Source organism: Marinobacter confluentis, assembly GCF_004785685.1.
Lineage (GTDB): Bacteria > Pseudomonadota > Gammaproteobacteria > Pseudomonadales > Oleiphilaceae > Marinobacter > Marinobacter confluentis.
Genome location: NZ_SRPF01000001.1, coordinates 627,720 through 647,933, shown reverse-complemented (window position 1 = coordinate 647,933; position 20,214 = coordinate 627,720). Strand labels below are relative to the sequence as shown.

The window sequence follows — 20,214 nt, the reverse complement described above, 5'->3', positions numbered from 1 at the left end:
GCCATTGGGGATGTTGCAAAACATCATCCCGACAAATAATATTTTCATGGGAGAAGCAACTTAATTAATTGCAACCTACACCGGCCAACCTCTCCGAGGCTTATCATCGTGCTTCATCTTGAAACGTTTTTTCTTTTTACTGGCCCTAGGCCTTCTGAGCGAGCGGGGGTGTGTCATACGTATAGAGGGGGTGCATTACCTGTCCTCAACAATGTAAGCAGACAGTTAGCCCCCCAAAAACATGTATTTCAAGAATTCGCAGTTGCCAATAAATGACTCTCGAATGAACTCTACAGGATTTACAACTGGTTTTTCTACAAACATCCAAAGGGACTTGCACTTATGAATATGACGTTTTCCATGTCCACTCAACTTCCTAAATTAGCCTGGCTCGGCAAGGTTCATAAGGATGAGGCTCAGGTCGATTTCCTACACGGGGAACACGTGGAACATACGGACTCGTTTCTTGTTGAAGGTGCCTGGAACGGTCGTTTCGCTGACGGGGACTTCGGCAACAGCGACTGTGTGTTTGGTACGGGCGCTATTGCGAGCGACGACAGCATCCTGTTCGTAGCGCCTGCCTCCACTACAGACTGCATTTATTGGCATCAGACAGGCTCCACAGTTACCGTCTCCAACTCGCTCCCCTTACTTCTTGCCGAAATCGGCGATGAACTGGACCCATCGTTTCGCCAATACAATAAGATCAACGAAAGCATAAAAGAGGGCATTTTCCAATACAGTAAGGTGATTCCAACTTTGCAAGGCTCTGTCAATCGTTTGATCTACCACAACCTGTTGCTAACCCTTGGATCCTTGACCGTTGTCCAAAAACCGAACACGCCCTCATTTTCCTGTTTTCAAGAATATTATGACTATTTACGTAATAATTACGCCAAAATTGTTACAAACGCGCGTGATCCATTGCGTTCCCACCCCTTGAAAATCTATTCCACCCAATCTAGGGGCTATGATTCTACCGCTGTAAATTCCCTTGCTAAAGAATATGGTATTGACAAGGCCTTTACGGTCAGCACATCTAAAGGTGCTGGAACTTATGTGCAACATGACAGAAAAGGGGAGATGAATGATGATGGGACGGAGATCGGCAACCACCTAGGATTGAAAGTGGCACCGATTGAGCGTCGTGCATTCGAACATGGCTTTACCGAAGAATATATTTTTCACTCTGCGATTCACAGCAATGAGGACGCTAATTTTTTGAGTATAACACGGCAAGTTTCCAGCCCGTGTTTGCTGTTGACCGGAACTCTCGGAGAGATCTGGTATCCCGAATCCCGCCTCAAGGAACATTCAACTCCAGTCGATGATGGCCTTGGGCGCTGGGACTTAGGTTGCCACGGTCTTTCAGAAATTCGGTTAAGCGCAGGATTTATTCAACTACCTGTTCCGTTCATTGGCGCGCGGCGCAAAGCTGATATTGTCAGAATCACGGAATCCGAGGAAATGGACCCGTGGAGGATCGGAACGGACTACGACCGACCTATTCCACGCCGCATCGCCGAGCAGGCCGGCGTGCCACGTGAGCTATTCGGGCAACGGAAGATGGCATCTGTTGCAAAATTCCCGACTCCAGGGGTACCGCATTCCACCGATCTTAAAGAGTCATATTTCGAATTCCTCGTTCAGGAGCAATTACTCTCGCGTTGGCAGCTTTGCCTGTTCCCTCTCATACATCGCGTTAACACCTGGGTCGCTTTCAGGTATGTTCATGCGCCTAAACTCAGCTACTATTTCGAGCGAATCGTGTCCAGAATCATTCGGCGGCGCTGGATTCTTCCTACGTTCTGGAGGAGCCTCAACGGCACACTATACTGTTACTGCGTCAACAAGCGTGCAGTAGATTACAGGGCTTTGCTTCGATGACGTGAGCCACTGATCTCCATTTACACATGAAACATATCAGAATGCCCGCGGGCCAAGTTGCCGGTAAAGCTCCGCTAATGCCTGCGCCGGACGGTCAATGGCGAACCTTTCGACCGCTTCGTCTTGGTACGCTAGAAATGCTCCCCGCCTCTGATCAAGATTCTCTATCTCCGCTACAAGGGCATCAGCCAAAGCACCATAGTTGCCAACAGCTACCTGCTGTGCCGGCGTACCATCAAGCACCTCTCTCAGGCCTACGCAAGCACTGCCCACAATAGGAGCGCCGGCAGCCAGTGCTTCCATGGCTAGAAGACCACAGGCCTCCCAGCGGGAAGGCATAGCAACCAGATCCACTCCTTTTAATGCCCCAGCCATGTTGTTGGCCTGCGGCATCTGGTGGAAATAGTCTTTGAGGCCCAATTCTTCAAGATAAGCGTAATCTTCCCGAATAAAACCACCCCAGCCGAAAGTTGCGACGTGCGGGACCACGGGCAACATCTGCTCATCCCGAATGCGTTTAAGAGCCTGAACAACGAGACGAAAACCCTTCTGCCCCATAAATCGGCCAAAAAAGCCGATCAGAGGTGTTTCCCGAGCCAGCCCAAGGGATTCTTTCAAAGGCTCCGCTTTACCATCGCGAAAATACTCTGTGTCTACCCCATGCAAAATGCCCACTATGTGAACTGATGCAACGTCGGGGAAAAATTCGATCAAATTAGCTTTGGCATCTTCAGTGACGGTATGAATCGCGTCCATACGTTGAAAGGCAGCCGCCATAATGCGGTGTTTAAGATGGCCTTTAAAGCCCTGAAACTGGACCCGGTTAAACACATCATGAGCGGTCATCAGATGGATTCTACGGACCCCTGCCATCGCAAACTCGGTGAGAACTCCTGCCGAAAAGCCATGGGAATGAACCAGGTCAAAGTCCGGGTTTTGTGAAAGGCTCCGAGCTTGCTTCAAGAACTTTATTGGCGATGAGTCCGCAGCAGTTACTGTGATTCGACCGTTGGGTAGGAATTCGGAGAGGTAATCGCTCAACCCTTCATCCGGCGCCAGCAAAGTGAATGTGAAGCCCTCAAACGCCGGATGGCTGTAGATATAGCGGAAAAAGGTTAGTATCCCCCCACCCGGCTGCATCGCAGTCATTAAAATATTCATGATCGAACCACTCCCTGGGCGGCTTCCCTGTGTTTTTGCCAAATACGCCCAAATCGTGGCTGAGACAATTCTTCACACTTATGAGGGTCACTCTCTGTCGCCTTCAATTTTTCTGACAGACGCTTAGAAAACACGATCATAATCCCAGCGTAAAGGTACCAGTAATACTGAGACAATCCCCAGTAATTGGTGCTGTACACTACATACATCCAGAAAAGGGCAATTAATGCTTTATTGAGATTTTGATAAAACCGCAGAGTATTACTCAGCTTTGCGTTTTTTAAAACCTTGTTGTTATCCCGAAACTTCACGTAAACCTTCATCAAAAAGCGCAAAAAGAACACCAAACCCAAAATTCCGGTTTCGATAAGAATTTCAGCATAAAAATTATGTGCAGCCTGGCTACGACTACCCAGAACATTAACCTTTGCCTCTGGTGTCGTACCAAGTCCATGTCCTACGATAGGGCGACTAAGACCTAAGTTAAACTCGTTCCGCATGCCCCGGAGTCGGCCCTCAGCTGACGCGGTGTTAGCAGACTCAGACATTCCCACCAAGGAAAGGTAGCGGTCTTTTTGCTCGGAAGTCATTACGTTCCAACCAGCAATGCTAATTGCGATAGCCAGAACAATAAGCCCCATCTTCCGGTTGGACTCCTTAAAAATCATCCAGGCCACAACAAGAAGCGCCAAAAAAGCTCCTCTCGACTGGGTAAGGATCAACGCATAAAGAAGAGCCGGCATTACAGCCAGGTAGAAGAGCTTACCGATGAAGCGACCAGGCCAGACCAGGTAATGCAGAAACGGAAGCGCGGTAACTATCACAAAGCCAAGTTCATTTGGGTTGATCACGTCGGCAGGTGCCCCCGCAAGCCGCTGAGAAAATTCTCCGCCACCAAGATGCGTTTTGCTGCCCCAATAACCCTGTGTAATATTCATAAACAATGGTTCTAATATTCGGACAAGCTGGCAACCCACAAACACAGCGAGAAAAATCTTCAGGCGTTTTTCGCTATCGATAATCAGGAGAGTGAAAAAAAGAAAAACGATGGCCTTGACAAAATCCGCCAAATTATTGCGGATGACACTGCCCGGCCACTCCACTAGTGGCAGAGAGACCACTAAATAACCGAGAAAAACCAGCATAGCCTGCACAACCGGGTCGTTCGTCCAGCCTTTGAATTTCTCCTTCTGAAAAATCAGCAGCAATGTGATGAGCAGTACGAGGAGCAAGGTAGGACGCAAAACACCGTACGCTGGCACGCGAGCGGAAAACCTCAGGAAAAAATCCAAAAGAAAATACATGAATAGAAAAAAAGTGAAGCCACTCACCGCCGTCTGTCCATAAGAATTAGTCGGCCTAACAAAAGCCTTATTCATACACCGTACTCCGACGGGTGTTCCTGAGCTTATGGCCCAGGTGCTCGACCCCGGACACCGCCTTTAAAAACTGAAACATGTTATCTGAGCTTGAATGACGGCGCATGGCGTACCGTTGGCTTTGACCTTGCGCATCGGCAAATGCAACTACGGCACCCGTAAAATTTGCCTGGCGAATAATGGGAACCTGTTCCGCCACAAAATCTTCCTGTGTCCCATTTGGATAACAAAAGGAACGGGGACGATCCCCAAGGTTGGCAACCAAGGCATCCCTGGCACCGAAGATTTCATTCCTCGCTTGACCGAGGCCGACCTGACTCAAACTGGGGTGAGTAACCGTATGCCCGCCAACTTCCAGCCCTTCGGTCTGCATTTCAGCGAGCTGCGCCCAGGTGACTGGGCTCGCCCAATCAGGAGCACTTTCAGGAACATGAATTTCCCACTGCGCCGCAATTGCACGCAAAAAAGCGTGTTTCTTTTCATCGGGAATATGCAACAAATAACCAACAAGACGCGAGAAAAGCGACTGCTTCTCTTCATTGGTCGAGGGTGGCACCACAGATTCGCCATCGTTAACGAAGGGCCTGAGCGAAATGCCCGAGGCTCGGGCATTATCCAGGATCCACGACAATTGGTCCGGCCATAGCCAGAGCCTGCCATCAACAAATCCGGTTGTAACGTAAAACGTGGCAGGAACCTTGTATCGCCTCAGAATTGGCCAGGCGATGCGGTAAAAATCCTCATAACCATCATCCACAGTGATAGCGATAGCGTGCCTGGGCAATTTTTCGCCCTCGAAGCAGCCACGGATCATTTCCGTAACAGTGATCGGGTTGTGATGGCGTGCAATGTACGCAACCTGCTCCTCAAACCGCTCCGCACTAACTCCAAGTACACGCGAATCAGACTCTGGAGTGGTGAAGCGGTGGTACATCAACATTCTTGGATGGTAAGCCGTCAGGCGTTGAGCAAATTTATAACCGCCCCACTGCCCGAGAAACTTGACAAAAGGCGAGAAGTTCATGACGACACCCGAACATCTGATTCGATAATCTTTGAATAAAGCCGCGCATGCGCTTGAATCATGTTTTCCAGCCCGTGCCTCTCAAGCGCAAGCTGCTTCCCCGCCCTGCCCATCAAAGAAGCCTTTTCCGGATTGGCAAGCAGGCTCTCCAACCTGCTTGCCAGCGCCTCAACGTCTCCAACCGGGTAACGCCATCCCGTCTTGCCATTGACAACCGCCTCGCGATTTCCCCCAACATCTGATGCCACCACCGGCAAACCTGCCTGCATATACTCAACCACAGCGTTCGAATATCCTTCGGATTCGGAGCAGGAAAGCCCAACAGTACCGTAAGTTAAACATCGGGTTACGTCTGAACGGCTACCCATGAAAAGAACCCTCTGGCCAATCCCAAGTTGCTCTGCATGCTGCCGCAAGGTTTCAGAGCTTCCGTCGCCGATAACGGCCAGAGCGAGATAATGACCGCGCCCACCCAGCTCCGCAACCGCGGATAGTGCATCTTCAATCCGCTTTATTTGTCGGATATTAGCCACAAGGAAGGCCACAGGCCCCATTTCGCTCAGCGCCTTCAGTTCCGGTATCGGAGCAGGCTCATCCACTGCAGCCTTTGCGTTATCGTAGCCATTGTAAATGACATAAACCAGGTCCCGCTTGTGACCTTCCGTAGCTGCGGTAACATCCCCCACTGCCTGACTGTTCACCACAACACCAGACACCCATCTTCTGGTCAATCTCAGCAGCAGAACAATCGCGGGCGTGTACCAGTAGCCCATATCGCGACGGGAGATCAGGATTTGAAAGCCGCAAACCCTAAGGACAGGGGGGCAAACCAAAGAAGCATCATTGAAGAACACGTGAGCCAACCGAAAACCTTGCTGGCGAAGACGTCTGCCATAACGCCAAAGCGCCCACCAGGTGCGCGGCGAAGAGAGGCGATGATGACCCAAAACGTCCACAGGACAGGGCATCAGATTGGAATCTGTGTAGGCGGAACTTTTCATAACCAGCAATCTCGGTTCGAAACCAAACGAGGGTAACTCGCCAAGAAGTTTAAAGAGCTGGCTTTCGGTTCCAGCATAGGGATTCAGAAACTGGTCTATAACGAATAAAACTGGTTCCCTTGAATGCATTCCGTTGCTCCGAGCCCTTCGTGGACCTACCTGATTTTCTCCTTGCCCGTAAGTACTTTTATCGCCCGCACCGGATCAAGGACACCAGACTGTAACAGATAACCGAGTGCGGCTATATAACGATTCTCCTGCAGGCAAACCTGGGCCATACGGAAGTTGAGCAAGGCCTTGCGTTTGCGAATAGTGGACGCCCGATAGGGAAAGCGTGCCTCGGCACGTCGGACAATTTCGAACCCATTCATCCACCGTTGCCGCAGACCATTATTGCTTATGGAATCACCATGACGACGGTACTGAAAAAACTTGACTGGAATAAAACCAAAATGGGTCTTCTCCGCTATTCGGACAAGCATATCGTGATCTTGCGCAGCCCTGAAGCTCTCTTCAAACCTACCAACTTGTTCATAAATTAAGCGGCGGACCAGTGCGTTTACTGGAAGGTGAAAATAGCAGTCCAGCAACACGGCATTGGCATCATTAGGCTCAGAATGATCTGTTGACAAAATATCGTAAAGCCAGCGACCACTACCATCGACCCCTTCCCCCATTCCATATACCAACCCGACATCTGGGTGTGTGTCTAGATACTCAACCTGAGCGCTGAGTTTTCCGGGCAGGAACAGATCATCGCTGTCAAGAATGGCGATATATTCTCCGGATGCGGCCTCAAGCCCCAGATTCAGAGCCGCAGACTGCCCTCTGTTACCCCGCCCCGGGTGAGTCAACAACTTCAGCTTATTCTGTTCGAAATATCTCAATAGGATTTCGTACGTACCATCCGTGGAGCCGTCGTCCACTACGATCAACTCCACGTTTGAGTAATCTTGAATAAGGACAGAGTTCACTGTCTGCTCGATATATTCAGCCCGATTAAATGCGGGGACAATTACTGAAACACGGTTTCCGGACTCTGTTTCCATTAAAACTGAATTCCTTTTTTAATATCAATGAAACATGTACGGAAGGCTTGAATTACCTCTGGCCCTCAAAATCTTCACTTTATCCGGCGAAAAATCTGAAACTCAGACACTATTTTCACGCTATTTATTCGCCTTTTGCCGGTTTTTAGCGATTTTAGCGGAAGCTAGCCCTGATTTCCGATAGCCACCCAGGAAGCTTCTCAGGTCAAATCTTAGGCTAGGAGTGTTCACTGCACCGTGGCAAGTCCAATCATAGTTCAGGAACGTCTCGTGGACCGGAGTAAGTCAACTAATATTGACAGTTCGTTACAAGACTAAATGTTAAACTATGTCAAATCCAGGTAAATTTGAATCCAATCAAAAGCCTAAAATTTGAAAAATCGGACCGTAGCATGAAAACAATGAAAGCAGTTGTACTTACAGGATTTTTTTTAAACCTTGCCTCGCAAGCTGTCGCGAATCCTACGATAACTAGACTCGACGGCACAGTCTCTGAATCAAATACCCTAACAATCGTGGGAGAACGGTTCTCCGAAAAAGAGCATCAGAAACCTTTAGTTTGGTGGAAAGCTGATCTGGGCGGTAATCCCAGCTCACATGGTCGAACGCAAGTTTGGAGCAAAAGTGTCAGCGGAGAACCAAGTACAGAGCATGTTTCAGATGGATCTATGCAGGCTTTTCGGTTTGACCACGGAGAATCCTCCGGTACAGCAATAGGCGAAATACTATTCGATTCCGATCGAATCTATCTGAACCGAAAGATGATGACGGATTTCGACGTGAGACGTAATCTTGCTTTACGGTCTCGCGTTACGAACATTCAAGGTGGAAGCTTTAAAGTCGGAGACTTGGTCAGAGGAGAAGAGTCCGGAGCAACAGCCGTAATAAGTCAAATAATCGAGAGCGCAAATCGCACAGAGCTGTTCTTCTCTGGAGAAGGCGGATCAGTAAATGATGCCGCCGCCCCTCTAGATTTCAGGTACGGTGAAATTATGTCCGCCGGTAACGTAAGTGCAACTAACGTTGAGGGCAGCGAAAACTACCCAACAGGTCTTTTTCGTACTTTTAATTTTAAAACGATTCGATTCTGGGGTGATGCGGGTAACAACATCTTTTTAGGAACTCAAGGCGCTGAGACCAATCAGTACCGCCTAACAGCGGAAAGAACAGGCGGAGGTACGAGATGGCCAGATGATCTAGAGTTTCCTTACGCCCAAGAAAAGCAAGAATGGGTTCATGAAGAAGTAATATACAAGTCCTCTACTGTAGGAGAGAGCGACGGGCTCTGGTTATTCGAAGTGAATGGTAAAGCAGTTCATAACGATCCAATTACGACAGTTACCGAAGCTCATAACTCAAGGTATAATAGAATCGCGCAGAGTCAAGTTTCGAACGGTGCTCAACCCGAGTCTTGGGTCTACTACGATTCAATTTATATAGATGATTCTTGGCATCGCGTTGTATTATGCGAAGAATCTGAATGGTCAGAATGTAGTAAAAAAGAAATACAAATCCCTCAAACATGGTCTGACTCAAGAATTGATATTATTGTCAATCTCGGAATATTCCACGATAGTGACAATATTTATTTTTACGTGGTCGATTCAGACGGCAACGCTAACTCGCGGGGATATGGCGTTTGCCTTAAATGCCCATCTCAGACAGAGGTATCAATAGAATAAACTCCGAGCCCAGTGGCTTGGCACCGAAAATTTGTGGGAGCATCATTTTGCTCCCACAAATTCAGGGAGGAAGTCTCTAATTTACTTCATTATAACCACTTCACCCTTATCCTATGCTCGTTGCCTCCGTGATCGTGAAGGAGGAATTTTAGGTTGGCAGATGGCTATTCGATTACCCAACAAATGACAATTTACCGACGGTCAGGTCTTATCGTTCGTGCCGTTGTTTTTGAGCCTCAATCTCTTGCAAGCATTTTTGAGCATTAGATTGCCATGTATTCTGATAAACATGAGCCTCCTTAATGGCAGCTCTTGAGATTTCTGCTTCATTTTTAAAAGCATTCTGCAAAGCGTTTGCAATTGATGATGGCTCAGATTCGGTGAGTATGGCGACTGAGCCGAAAAGCTCCTCAGTCGCCTTATTAGACGAAAGTACCATTGGCCGACCAACGGATAGTGCTTCATATGCACCGCAAACTAGACAGTCGGGCATTAAAGTTAGGTCGCAAATAACGGAAGCTGAGGCGAGAAGATCCCAATACTTCTGATCAGTAAGAAAACCGGTAAATTCAACGTTTTCAGGTGCCTGCAAGCCTAAGCTTTCAAATTTCTCTACTCTTCCTGTGCATGCAAATATTTTCTCGGGCATTAACTTGGCCGCTGCTAGAATATCTAAAATTGGCTCGTCGGCTGCATATGTACAAATCACAGCTACATCCACTTTTTTCTTTCTAGGGGAAACATCTATTTGCTGAGTGAAATTTGGGGTGGGGAGAGGATCCGGTAAAATTAGTACACGTCCGCCCATTGCACTTACTTCATTCGCAAGTGAATCATTAGTTACGACATTCGTATCCGCGGCACGAAGGAGCCAACGAGTCAAAAATTGAACAAAAAGACCGGATCGAACGAAAGGTCTTACTCCTTCATTATGTGCATCGACGACAAGGAGATATCGAAAATATGAGCGAAGAAGCACGGCCAATATCGTAAGGCCAAGCGATGGATTTTGGACGAACAACACGTCAGGTCTTTTACGATGTAAGGTCTTAATGGTCTTGCAACTTTTGGAGAGCCAAGAAATGGGACTTCTACGTGAAGATTCAATTATTTCCAATGGCACTTCCCAAGCTTGACAAATTCCGCTCGTTCGCCTGTGGGGGTACCAGCTAAGCCAGAGTGTTTTGTGCGGATTTAAGCTCATTTTCAGGTTACCCCACCGATCCGATGTGAATAAATTGATGTCCATTGCATTACTGCTAAAGCGCTGAAAAGTCGCTTGGCATGATCAAACTTGCCCGCAACGTGCTCCCCAAGAAGATCTTCGAGTTCGGAATGGTTAAGGAGGTTATGCCCTAGATCAAGGTCCTCTTTAATCAATTTCCGAATTACATCTGCGCCTGCGCCCTTTAGCCAACTAGCTGTCGGGCCCTCAAAACCCTGTTTAGGATGACTAAGTATACTTTTAGGGAGCCAGGGTGTTATGGCACGTTGGAATGCGATCTTCTTATTTCGGCTTGTAACCAAATCGGAAACCGGTAAGCGAAAGGCAGTTTCCGCAAGAATACGGTCTGCCAATGGAGTTCTGATTTCCAGTGAATGCCACATTCCGATCCGGTCGGATAGTGCAAGTACATCCTCGGGTAAATATGTACAAAAATCGACATACATTGAACGCTTGACAGGATCCAGTGTGGAGCTCCGCAACTGGCAATCACGTATGAGGTCAACCGTCAAATTCATGTCAATTTGCTCGAGAACATGTGGAGCAAAAAGTTTTTGGCGGGCGCTTGGAGTTGCTGCGGTGATGTAGCCTAAATACGCGTCATCAGCAGATGCATGCAGGCTATCCGCGAAACGTCGAAGGAGGTCTCCACGTCTCGTACCTGAACCGACTAGCTTGGCGCCAGACTTGAGTAAGGGACTGATAACAAACTTCCGTAAGTAGACAGGAGCTTTTGATGCTAACTGGTGCAAAGCAATACCCTGATACCTGTTATAGCCTCCGAAAATCTCGTCGCCTCCAGCTCCGGAAAGTACGACTTTTAGCTTCCGAGCAGCAAGCTCGGAAATCGCCATGCTTGGCACGATGGAATCATCAGCGAATGGTTCATCAAATGCTTGGATAGCAGCACTAGATGCCGAATAGTCCGACGAATCGACAGAATGCACTTTAAGATTAAAGCCATGATCCAAGCTCAACTCTTTTGCATAGATTGTTTCATCGAAAAGATGGCTGTTACTCGTAAAGTTGATTGAAAGCGCATTGATTGGTAGCCGTATCTGCTGCTGCATTAAGGCGACAATAGTGCTGCTGTCCATGCCTCCTGACAGGAACGCACCTACTTCCACGTCGCTGACAAGATGAACGTTGACTGCATCCTTGATGCTGTCCTGTATATTTTCAGTCGTAGGTTGTGGGCCTTGCATTGCGTCGAGCAAATCCCAGTATCTGTGCTCCTCAATTTTCCCCGCACGCCATTTTAAAAAGTGACCTGGTCGCAGTTTGCGGATGTTCTTCCAAATCGATAATGGTGCAGGGATATAGGTATAGGCAAAAAGTGCGTCTAATGCTTGAGCATCTACCTCAAGTTTCTGAGGCATAACCTCCAATAATGCTTTGATTTCCGAGCCGAACAACAGTGAACTACCGTCAATGTTAAAAAATAACGGTTTTATGCCAAGTTGATCACGAATGAGTATTAGCTCGTCCTTTTCACTATCCCAGATAGCGATCGCAAACATGCCCCGGAGGCGATTTATCGCTTTGATACCTTCATGCTCATAAAGATTTACAATAACTTCAGCATCCCCATTCGACTTAAAACTGTATCCAAGATCAATTAACTCTTTTTGTAAAACTTTATAATTATATATCTCTCCATTAAATACCATCACGTACCGTCCACTAAAACTCTGAACAGGCTGCCTTCCGTGATCAAGATCAATGATGCTTAGGCGTCGCATTCCAATACCAACGAAGTCATCGAAAAAATATCCAGAATCATCCGGTCCCCGTCGTTGTAATGCGTTCGTCATGACTTTTAAATCATCAAGAGATAACTTATTTTCAGGTTGACAAAAACCGGCTATTCCACACACTTTTCGGCTCCGAAAGATGGATCAATTGAATCGCCAGGGGGTTTCCGGCGGTTCGTTGGTTTGAGTTACGCCGCCTGACGTAACGCTTCATTCAGTTCGTAATACTCGGCTTCGGTCTCTACTGGCGGGCGATCCCCATTCGAGCTCACTCATACTTCGATTTCGATGTTGCACTTCCAGGTGCATCGATATTTTCAATCACTTAGATCACGCGGCCAATATATGAATTAGAATTAATCCTCTCTGCCTGGGCTCCTAACTCGCTCTGCTTCCTCCCGGTAATAAAGAACCCGGTTGCCAATTATCAGAATCGACATAGTGGGACCAAATATCTTACTGAACCGACAGTCATAGTGTCACCAGAACCCGGTTGTAAAATTCGAGGTAACGGCGCGCCATTGCCTCAGATGAGTAGTTTTTGATTGACGTTTCATGCGCATAGTCTACTTTCCGACTGCTAAGTTCTTTTTGAGTTAACGACTTTTCAATGGCTTTTGAAATCGTTGCGGGCTCAACGTTGCTTAGGAGGTCGCCGCCTTGCCCATCACCAAGCACTATCGGTATTTCACCAACCGCAGAGGCAACCACAGGAGTTTTTAGTGACATGGCCTCAAGTAGCGTGATCGGCAAGCCCTCTGTCAGTGAGGGCATGACCAACAAGCTTGAGCGGCTCAGCAGTGCAGGAACGATGCTGCAATATCCGGGCATAAGGACATCGCACTTGACGCCCAGCTTAACAATCAGCGAATCAAGCTCGTTACGCAGCCCTCCCTCGCCAACAATAATCAACCCCGAACTGGGAAATTGTTTTCTTAACTCGGAAAAAGCTGAGATCAATCGGTCGAATCCTTTTTCCCTCGAGAGCCTTCCGACTCCAAGAATCACAACTTCATGATTGTCGAAAAAGGACTTAAAAGGCTCATGGATTGGCGCCTGGGAGGATTCCCGAATCTCCCAAATATTGAGACCATTTCGAATAACAACTGCGTGGGTGTTTGAGAGTTTTCCCGTCAACTCCTTCTTCATCGCCTCCCCCACCAGAACGACACCCCTCATACGGTAAATAGAAAACCGGTCAAGAGTCTCGTATATCCACAATTTTGAAAAGCGCGGAGCATGAACGTATCCATGCAGCGTGGCAATCATGGGAATGCGCCTGAACTTTTCGGGATACATTCCTAGAAGAACATTGAACTTGAACCCGTGTGAGTGAAGAAGGTTATACCCACTTCTCTGAGCCCATTTCAGGATCTTCCAGGATTCTTTGAGATTCAGGCCCGATTTCATTCGCCATGGTGTGACGGGCAGCCCTTTTTTCCTTGCCTCTGCCTCAATCGGCTTTTCGTCTATGCCTGGCTCTCCGGCACTGAAAATCATGGGCTGAAGGCCCTGCTTAACCTGTTCCTGAACCAGGCTCAAGAGCATTTTCTCGGCGCCATAGAGGCCACCGCTGTCAATAAGGTGCAAAACCCTGAGCCCCATGGCTGATTCAACCCTTCCTTGGATTCCAAATAACCTTCTTCTCGCCCTTCACAAACGCAACGCAGGCCTTATATGAAGCCAGGTTTAAAAGCATAAAGTAGTAAGGTATTGAATAAACGGTCGAGAGTGATTCCCCATCGGCCTCTTTTTTGTGACCCTGCCAGGCCAGTAGCGCAAAGCCCACATACCCCAGCGCGGCAAGGGTATAAATGCCGGCTTTTGGTGCCAGGTAAAGCGCTGACATGGCCAGTGTAAGCATGGGCACAAAGGCCCCGTACCTCAGCAGCTTGTGTGAAATCATCTGCCACGCAAACAGGGCATCGTTTGCAGGATTCATGAGTTGCTTCATGTCTTTCAGGGCCCATAGGGCCCGCAGGCTCACCCGCACACGCATGCTGAATTCGCTGCCGCCGTCAGTCAGGGCTTCTTCCTTCAGCAATGCCTCTGGCTCATACACCACGCGGTAGCCCTGCTCTACCACTTTCAATGGCTGCACAAAATCCGGCAGCTGGTCGGCGCGCAGTGGCTGGTAGAGTTCTTTTCTGATCGCGTCTATTCCACCATCCACGCCGACCACTGAGCCGATTTTCGTTTCCTGCAAGCGCAGCCAGTTTTCGTATTTCATGTAGGCGCTGCAGCCATCCCCCACCAGGGAACCGTCCTGGTGTACGTAAACCATCTTGCCAGTTACGTAGCCCACTTCGGGGTCTTTGAAATTGCGGACCAGTTTGCGTACGGCCTGGGCGTCCCATTGGGAGTTGGCGTCGGAAAACAGCAGTATTTCGCCAGTGGCATTCTGATACAGGCTGTTTAGGCCGGATGTTTTGCCCTGCCTGGGTACCTGCCTGAGCAGGCGAATGGAAACCGGGGCGTCTTTTGCGATGTTTTCAACAATCTCGTCAGTTCCATCTTCTGATTCGTCGGAAACCACCAGGATTTCAAGGCTATCGCTGGGGTAATCCAGGGCCAGCTTGTTGCGCAGGGTGGCTTCGATGTCTTTGGCTTCGTTGTAAGCGGCGATTAGGATGGAGACTTTTGGCAACAAGTCCTCTGACTTCTGCACAGGCTTTGGCCTGACCGATGCCAGGGCTTTCACGGCCAGTGGATAACCGAAATAGATGTAAAACAGCAAAAAAAGGGAAAGCCAGAACAGCAACTGCATCATGCCATTCCGCCTGCAGCCTTCAGTTCGCCGTGTTCAATGGGTTCCGCGCCCAGCACGCCCTGCGCCCGCAGTACGTTGCTCATGGTGGTGAACGGGAAGTGCCCCAGCAGTTTGGACAAACGTGCCTCGCACACATTCAGATTGTTGTAGTGGCGGAAGCGGGAGAACCATTTTACGTCCAGCCTTGGCTGCTCGGGGTCCACTTCCCAGGGGTGCAGGTAGAACACAAATGGCTGGCCCTGGCGGTTGATGCTGCCAAGCCCCCAGCGGCTGAACCAGTAAGGAAACAGCCGGAAATAGCCGCCACCGGCGATGGGCAGGGTGTAGCCGGGCAGTTTCAGGGTGCTTAGGGGGAACTCGGCCAGTTCGTAGCCCTTGTCTGTGGTCAGTTTGTGCGGCCAGCGGGGTGTGCCGGGCATGCCGTAGCGGTCATGACGCACCGGAAAAATCGACGAATCCCAGACAAACCCCTCTTCCGCCAATATATCCAGCGCCCAGCGGCTTTCGTTGGTGATGGAATAGCTTGCCGCCCGATAGCCGGTGATGGGTTTCCCGGTGATGTCTTCCAGAATGGCTTTTGAACGCCGGGTTTCTTCCCGGAACACCTCAGGGGTCTGGTTGTAGATCAGTTGGTGGCTGTAGCCATGGCTGGCAATTTCGTGGCCTTCTTTCTGGATGGTACGAACCAGTTCCGGGGATTTTTCCGCCACCCAGCCAAGGGTAAAGAAAGTGGCCTTGGCGTTGTGCCGGTCCAATAAACTCAGGATGCGCTGGGTGTTGGCTTCTACCCGGTATTCCATGGAATGCCAGTCTTCCCTGCGAACGGCTTCCGCCAGGGCGGCAACCTGGAAATAGTCTTCAACGTCGATGGTCAGGGCGTTCTGGATGGCAGTCATACTGTGTCACCTTCTGGGTTCCGGTATTAGCGGAACCGGTAATCGATACTGAGCAGAATCCAGTTTTCTTCGTATTCCTGGTTCGGTATATCGCTGGTTCGTTCTGTTCGCCCGACTTTGGCCGCCAGTTCGGTATTGCGGGCGGCCTGGTAGGTCAGCCCCAGGTCCAGCCCCACTATCTCGTCATCGGACTGGTCGGACTCGAAACTCAGGTACTCATAGCGCGCATTGGCTACGGCGGACAGTGACGGGGCCACTCGTCTTGTGTAACCGGTTCTGATGCCGCTGCGGTCTTCCTGTTCAGCGGTATCCAGCGAATCCGTCCGACTGGCGAAACCGGTGACAGAAAGAAGATCCCCGTTGCTGAACGACTTGTTCAGGCCGGTTTCAACGCTCGTGACTTCCACGGTGATGCTGTCGGTAAGCTCGAACGTGAATTCATCGAACTGGATGTCGTAGTTCGAGGTCTGGTCCGTCAGCTCCCGCGAGGCCCGCAGGAATACGCTGGCGCTGGAATCCAGGGCCCGGGTCAGGGCCAGGTCGCCGACAAAGCCGTCGGAGGACTGCTGGATGTTGTTCAGCTCGGTTTCAATTTCGCTAACACCCACGGAACCGCTCAGGGTTGTGGTCGCCCAGCGTTTACTGAAGGTGGTATTGACGGTTGTGGTCTGGATTTCTGCGCCATTGTCCAGTTCCACATCGCTGATGGATGAGGACAGCCCCGCGGACAGGTCCCGGGAAAACAGATGGTTCCAGGCGACGGAGCCGGTATAACGGTCGCTGTCCCTGTCTTCGGGGTCGCTGAACTCGGTGTTCTGGTAGCGGGTAGAAAATTGCACGCTGTCCCTTGGGGACAACCGCCACAGGTAACTGGGGCCGGTGGTGAACACGTTTTTCCGGGTGCGGTTGTCCGGGGTATCGGCCTGGCGGCTGCTCCGGGTGACTTCGCGAACCTGGTTGTCCACTTCCCAGGTCAATCCCTGGGCCAGCTCACAGCGGCCGAAGGCACCGCCGTTGATCCGGGTTTCGGGGTCGAAGGTGTTCTCGGCGAAAATTGAATAGGCAATTTCGCCGTCAATAATGGCGATGCATCGGCCAGGATCACTCTGATAGTTGCCCCGCAGAAACACGGTGTTTTCAAGATCGCTCTGTTCCTGATTGGCGCGCAATTCGACGTTGTCGCTGTATCGGGATTCAAAGCCGACGTAGACTTCCGGGGGTGCTGCCGTAACGGCAGCCGGGGCGATGAAAAATGCCAGTGGCAGAGATGGCCAATGCATTCCCTTGCGTCTTAGTAGCTCCGTGCTTCTAGCCATTGATCACCGCACCTACGAATTTGTCCGGGTTGAATGCGCTGGCCGCTTTCTCAACCTTACCTGGCGTCAATTTGCCGTGCGGGACCACCAGCAGGCCGTAATCGCAAAGCTCGGTGAGTATCCGCGCATCGGGCGACTCTGAGATGGGCGCAGTGTCCAGGACGATAAAGCGGTCCGGGTAGCGCCGTCTCAAGGCCTGCAGAAACTGTTTCATCCGGAAGGAAGTAAAGAATTCTGCCGGGGTCTCGCGGCGAGTCCCGGCGGGAATCAGGCGCAGCCTTGGAATCCCCGTCGGGTAGATAATCCGCCCTATTTCATAATCCGGGTCTTCCAGAAAATCGGTCAGCCCCGCTTCCGGCATGATGTCCAGCGCGGTGTTCAGCGAAGGCTCACGCAGATTGCAGTCGACGATCACCGCGGTCTTGGACTGATCGAACGCAAAGGCAGCGGCCAGGTTCAAAGCCACAAAAGACGAGCCTGCGTGTTCACTGGCTCCGCTGACCACGATGGTGAAATTGTTGCCTCCGGAAAGTTCCAACAGTTTTGTTCTGAGATCCCGGAAACGGTTGACCAGCGCCCGCTCGGGGCTTTCCGGGTAGATGATGCGTCTTTCGGCAAGGTCATCGGCGGTCAACCGGCGGGGTTCCTGCATCCGGCTGATCTGTTTGCTGATGACGTATTTATCGACCGACCCTTCAGTCAGTTCCAGGGAGCTTGGCACCAGCAGGCGGGAGTCCCTCGCCAGTTCCTGGCCTTTCTGGCCAGGTTGTACTTCCTCGTAACCAGACATTTCATCCCGGGTATTTCTCTCGGTTTGAGTCTCGGTTCGGGACATCTCGGAGGCTCTATCCTCTTGACTGGACATCAAAGCACTCCCATGTGTTCAGCAACGACAATCCCGACATAACCCGCCAGAACGGTGAAAACGAAGATGAAGATGAACAGCGTCTGTCGACGGCTGCTTCGTTTTTCGTAGGGGGTTCTAACGGCGGGGATGTCGACCAGTACCGGTAGGCCGATGCCATCCTCCAATTGCTCCTTGGCCCTGACCCGTGGGTCAAGCTGCAGGAGCCCCGCCAATGCCCCGAAAGGTGCCAACGCCCCCAGGAACAGGCCAGCGAAGGCAAACATCTGGAACTGCGGCCCGTTCGGGCTTGTGGGGTACTGAGCGGCCTCCGCGATTCGGAAATTCATGCCCTGCCCTTCAACATCAAGGTGCATCGACACACGGGCTTTTTCACGGCGTTTGAGCAGGTCATCGTATATGTCTTTGTTGACTTCCATATCGCGGGTAATCTCGGAGAATTCAGCCTTGTTGGCCTGGATCCGCACCATCCGCTGCTCCTGATTGACCAGTAGCTCTTGCAACGAACGGATTCTGGTCTCAACCGACGCCAGGTTCGCCCTGGCGTTGGACAGGGATACACCAAGTTCCTGGTAAACCGGGTTGGGGATTGCGTCGCCGCCGGACTGCTGGCGACTGGCGCTATCCGACTCCGCCGTGGCGTTCGCCCGCTGCTTGCGCAGTTCAGCAAGCTGTTCGCGGGTGATAACAATGTCCGGATAGGTATCGTGGTACTGCAGGCGCAACTGGTCCAGGCGCTCTTCCAGGGATTTGATCCGCTCACGGTAGGCGTCTTCGGTTTGGCCCTGGGACAGAGTCGGCCTGACCCCCTGCATCTGGTTCATCAATGATGACACCCGGGTTTCCAGCTCTCTCTTGTCCAGCTCAGCCAGTTCCAGCTTGGTTCTGAGTTCTGCCATTCGGGCATTGGCTTCCTCTTCGGTGCCCTCTTTGTTTTCTGACAGAAACTCTTTCATGCGCTGCTCAACGGTATTCAGCTGGGCTTCATAGCCTTTGACCTGCTTGTCGATGAAATCGTAAGCGTTCCGGCTCTCGGCCCGCTTCCGGTCGCGGCTCTGCTCAATGAATTGCTGGCCCAGGCGCTGGGCGATCCGGAAAGCGTCGAGCTGCGACGTGGAGGCATAGCGTATGCCGAAGTAGCTTTCGCCGCGGGGATGAACTGATAAACCGTCGCGAAGCCTAGTGATTCTCTCCTCAAGCTCTTGCTGATCCGGTTGCGCCGAGCCGAAGAGCTCCGGGTCTGTCGCCAGTTCCTGGAGAATCTGCCGGCTCTGGAGCAGTTCCCTGGCGGTAGATGTGCGTTCGCTGATCTCGGTGGTGACCGCACGGCCTTCCATCAAGGGCCGGATGATGTTGCTGTCATCTACATAGATAACCACTTCCGCCCGGTACTGATACGGCCAGACAAACCCTGCGCCCAGCACGAGAAAACTCACCAGGGCAAAGGTAAAGAAAGAAATCCACTTGTGTTTGCGGATTTCCCGGAATACTTCCGCCGGTATATGAGACAGAGGTAGAGCCATAAATTACAACTTCCTGTTAGAAACTGCGTTCCGGTATTGCCAGAATATCGCCGGGGCGTACCCTGTAATTCGTTTCAATATCGCCTTCCGTCAGGATCTGGTTCAGTTGAACCGGGATCGACACAACTTTTCCATCCAGTTCCCGATGCAGCCTGGCGTTGTCGAGGGCAGCGAACTCATTTGCGCCGCCTGCACTGAGGAAAATATCCAGTACGGTCATGCCCTGACGGTGCGGGGTGGAAATGGGCTGGCGCACGGCGCCAGTGACCCGCACCCGGTCAGTAAACTCATGGCTGCCCATGGACGTCACCACAACACTGACCTGCGGCTCACGGATAAATTCCGTCAGAGACAGGCGGATGCTGTCTGCAAGCTCTTCCGGTTTGCGCCCGCTGGCGACCACATCCCCGACCAGAGGCACAGAGATCTTGCCATCCGGACGCACAGGCACAGACAGGCTGAGATCGTCGTTGCGCCAGACGGAGACCGTCACCACGTCGGTCGGGCCGAGGACGTAATCGTTCGGCATTTCACCGTCTTCGGCCGCAAGGGCGCGCTGGATATCTTCAGGGGATGAGACTGGCTGGCCGGCGCAGCCGGCGAGGAAAACCAGGGCTCCGGCAATGAGTCCAAAACCCAGGGATGATTGCTTGCGTGACATATCCTTTGACCTCGTCATTAT

Annotated in this window: 16 protein-coding genes; 2 read left to right on the top strand and 14 right to left on the bottom strand. The window is 50.9% G+C overall.

Annotated features, from left to right (window positions below; genetic code table 11):
• Positions 1-342 precede the first annotated feature (342 nt).
• Positions 343-1,887, top strand: a complete 1,545-nt coding sequence (locus tag E5Q11_RS03035; protein ID WP_135801908.1) for a hypothetical protein — start codon at positions 343-345, stop codon at positions 1,885-1,887.
• A gap of 36 nt (positions 1,888-1,923) precedes the next feature.
• Here the strand turns inward: E5Q11_RS03035 and E5Q11_RS03030 are convergent, their stop codons facing one another.
• From E5Q11_RS03030 to E5Q11_RS03010, 5 genes are read right to left on the bottom strand one after another with little or no spacing between them, the layout of a single operon-like run.
• The gene (locus E5Q11_RS03030) at positions 1,924-3,048 is read right to left on the bottom strand and encodes a glycosyltransferase family 4 protein (protein WP_135801907.1); all 1,125 of its coding nucleotides are present in this window, start codon (positions 3,046-3,048) and stop codon (positions 1,924-1,926) included.
• Complete coding sequence (locus E5Q11_RS03025) at positions 3,045-4,427, bottom strand: O-antigen ligase family protein (RefSeq protein ID WP_135801906.1); 1,383 nt, start codon at positions 4,425-4,427, stop codon at positions 3,045-3,047. The genes E5Q11_RS03030 and E5Q11_RS03025 overlap by 4 nt, the downstream gene beginning before the upstream one ends.
• Positions 4,420-5,451 carry a polysaccharide deacetylase family protein gene (locus E5Q11_RS03020; protein WP_135801905.1) on the bottom strand — a complete coding sequence of 344 codons (1,032 nt, stop codon included), beginning with the start codon at positions 5,449-5,451 and terminating at the stop codon, positions 4,420-4,422. Before E5Q11_RS03020 ends, E5Q11_RS03025 begins: the two co-directional genes overlap by 8 nt.
• Positions 5,448-6,581 carry a glycosyltransferase gene (locus E5Q11_RS03015; protein ID WP_135801904.1) on the bottom strand — a complete coding sequence of 378 codons (1,134 nt, stop codon included), beginning with the start codon at positions 6,579-6,581 and terminating at the stop codon, positions 5,448-5,450. The genes E5Q11_RS03020 and E5Q11_RS03015 overlap by 4 nt, the downstream gene beginning before the upstream one ends.
• Before the next feature lie 26 nt (positions 6,582-6,607).
• Positions 6,608-7,501 carry a glycosyltransferase gene (locus tag E5Q11_RS03010; protein WP_135801903.1) on the bottom strand — a complete coding sequence of 298 codons (894 nt, stop codon included), beginning with the start codon at positions 7,499-7,501 and terminating at the stop codon, positions 6,608-6,610.
• A 392-nt stretch (positions 7,502-7,893) separates the two neighbouring features.
• Here E5Q11_RS03010 and E5Q11_RS03005 point away from each other — a divergent pair, with 392 nt between their 5' ends.
• Positions 7,894-9,183, top strand: coding sequence for a hypothetical protein (locus E5Q11_RS03005; RefSeq protein ID WP_135801902.1), 1,290 nt, complete (start codon positions 7,894-7,896; stop codon positions 9,181-9,183).
• Positions 9,184-9,391: 208 nt separating this feature from the next.
• Here E5Q11_RS03005 and E5Q11_RS03000 read toward each other — a convergent pair whose 3' ends face one another.
• The 9 genes from E5Q11_RS03000 to E5Q11_RS02960 all read right to left on the bottom strand — a co-directional run bounded on the left by E5Q11_RS03000 (position 9,392) and on the right by E5Q11_RS02960 (position 20,193).
• Complete coding sequence (locus tag E5Q11_RS03000; protein ID WP_168215598.1) at positions 9,392-10,300, bottom strand: glycosyltransferase family 4 protein; 909 nt, start codon at positions 10,298-10,300, stop codon at positions 9,392-9,394.
• An 89-nt stretch (positions 10,301-10,389) separates the two neighbouring features.
• Entirely contained in the window at positions 10,390-12,285 is a 1,896-nt protein-coding gene (asnB, locus tag E5Q11_RS02995) for an asparagine synthase (glutamine-hydrolyzing) (RefSeq protein ID WP_168215597.1), read from the bottom strand.
• A 348-nt stretch (positions 12,286-12,633) separates the two neighbouring features.
• Entirely contained in the window at positions 12,634-13,767 is a 1,134-nt protein-coding gene (locus E5Q11_RS02990) for a glycosyltransferase (protein WP_135801899.1), read from the bottom strand.
• Positions 13,768-13,774: 7 nt separating this feature from the next.
• Positions 13,775-14,932 (bottom strand): glycosyltransferase family 2 protein, encoded by a 1,158-nt coding sequence (locus E5Q11_RS02985; RefSeq protein WP_135801898.1) that lies wholly within the window; start codon positions 14,930-14,932, stop codon positions 13,775-13,777.
• A complete protein-coding gene (locus E5Q11_RS02980; RefSeq protein WP_135801897.1) occupies positions 14,929-15,828 on the bottom strand; it encodes an XrtA system polysaccharide deacetylase in 900 nt (299 codons plus the stop codon). The genes E5Q11_RS02985 and E5Q11_RS02980 overlap by 4 nt, the downstream gene beginning before the upstream one ends.
• Before the next feature lie 26 nt (positions 15,829-15,854).
• Positions 15,855-17,108 carry an outer membrane beta-barrel protein gene (locus E5Q11_RS02975; protein ID WP_191964456.1) on the bottom strand — a complete coding sequence of 418 codons (1,254 nt, stop codon included), beginning with the start codon at positions 17,106-17,108 and terminating at the stop codon, positions 15,855-15,857.
• Positions 17,109-17,136: 28 nt separating this feature from the next.
• Positions 17,137-18,009, bottom strand: coding sequence for a P-loop NTPase family protein (locus E5Q11_RS02970; protein WP_225314959.1), 873 nt, complete (start codon positions 18,007-18,009; stop codon positions 17,137-17,139).
• A complete protein-coding gene (locus E5Q11_RS02965; protein WP_135801895.1) occupies positions 18,009-19,532 on the bottom strand; it encodes an XrtA system polysaccharide chain length determinant in 1,524 nt (507 codons plus the stop codon). The genes E5Q11_RS02970 and E5Q11_RS02965 overlap by 1 nt, the downstream gene beginning before the upstream one ends.
• Before the next feature lie 16 nt (positions 19,533-19,548).
• Positions 19,549-20,193 (bottom strand): XrtA/PEP-CTERM system exopolysaccharide export protein, encoded by a 645-nt coding sequence (locus tag E5Q11_RS02960; RefSeq protein WP_135801894.1) that lies wholly within the window; start codon positions 20,191-20,193, stop codon positions 19,549-19,551.
• Positions 20,194-20,214: the final 21 nt, after the last annotated feature.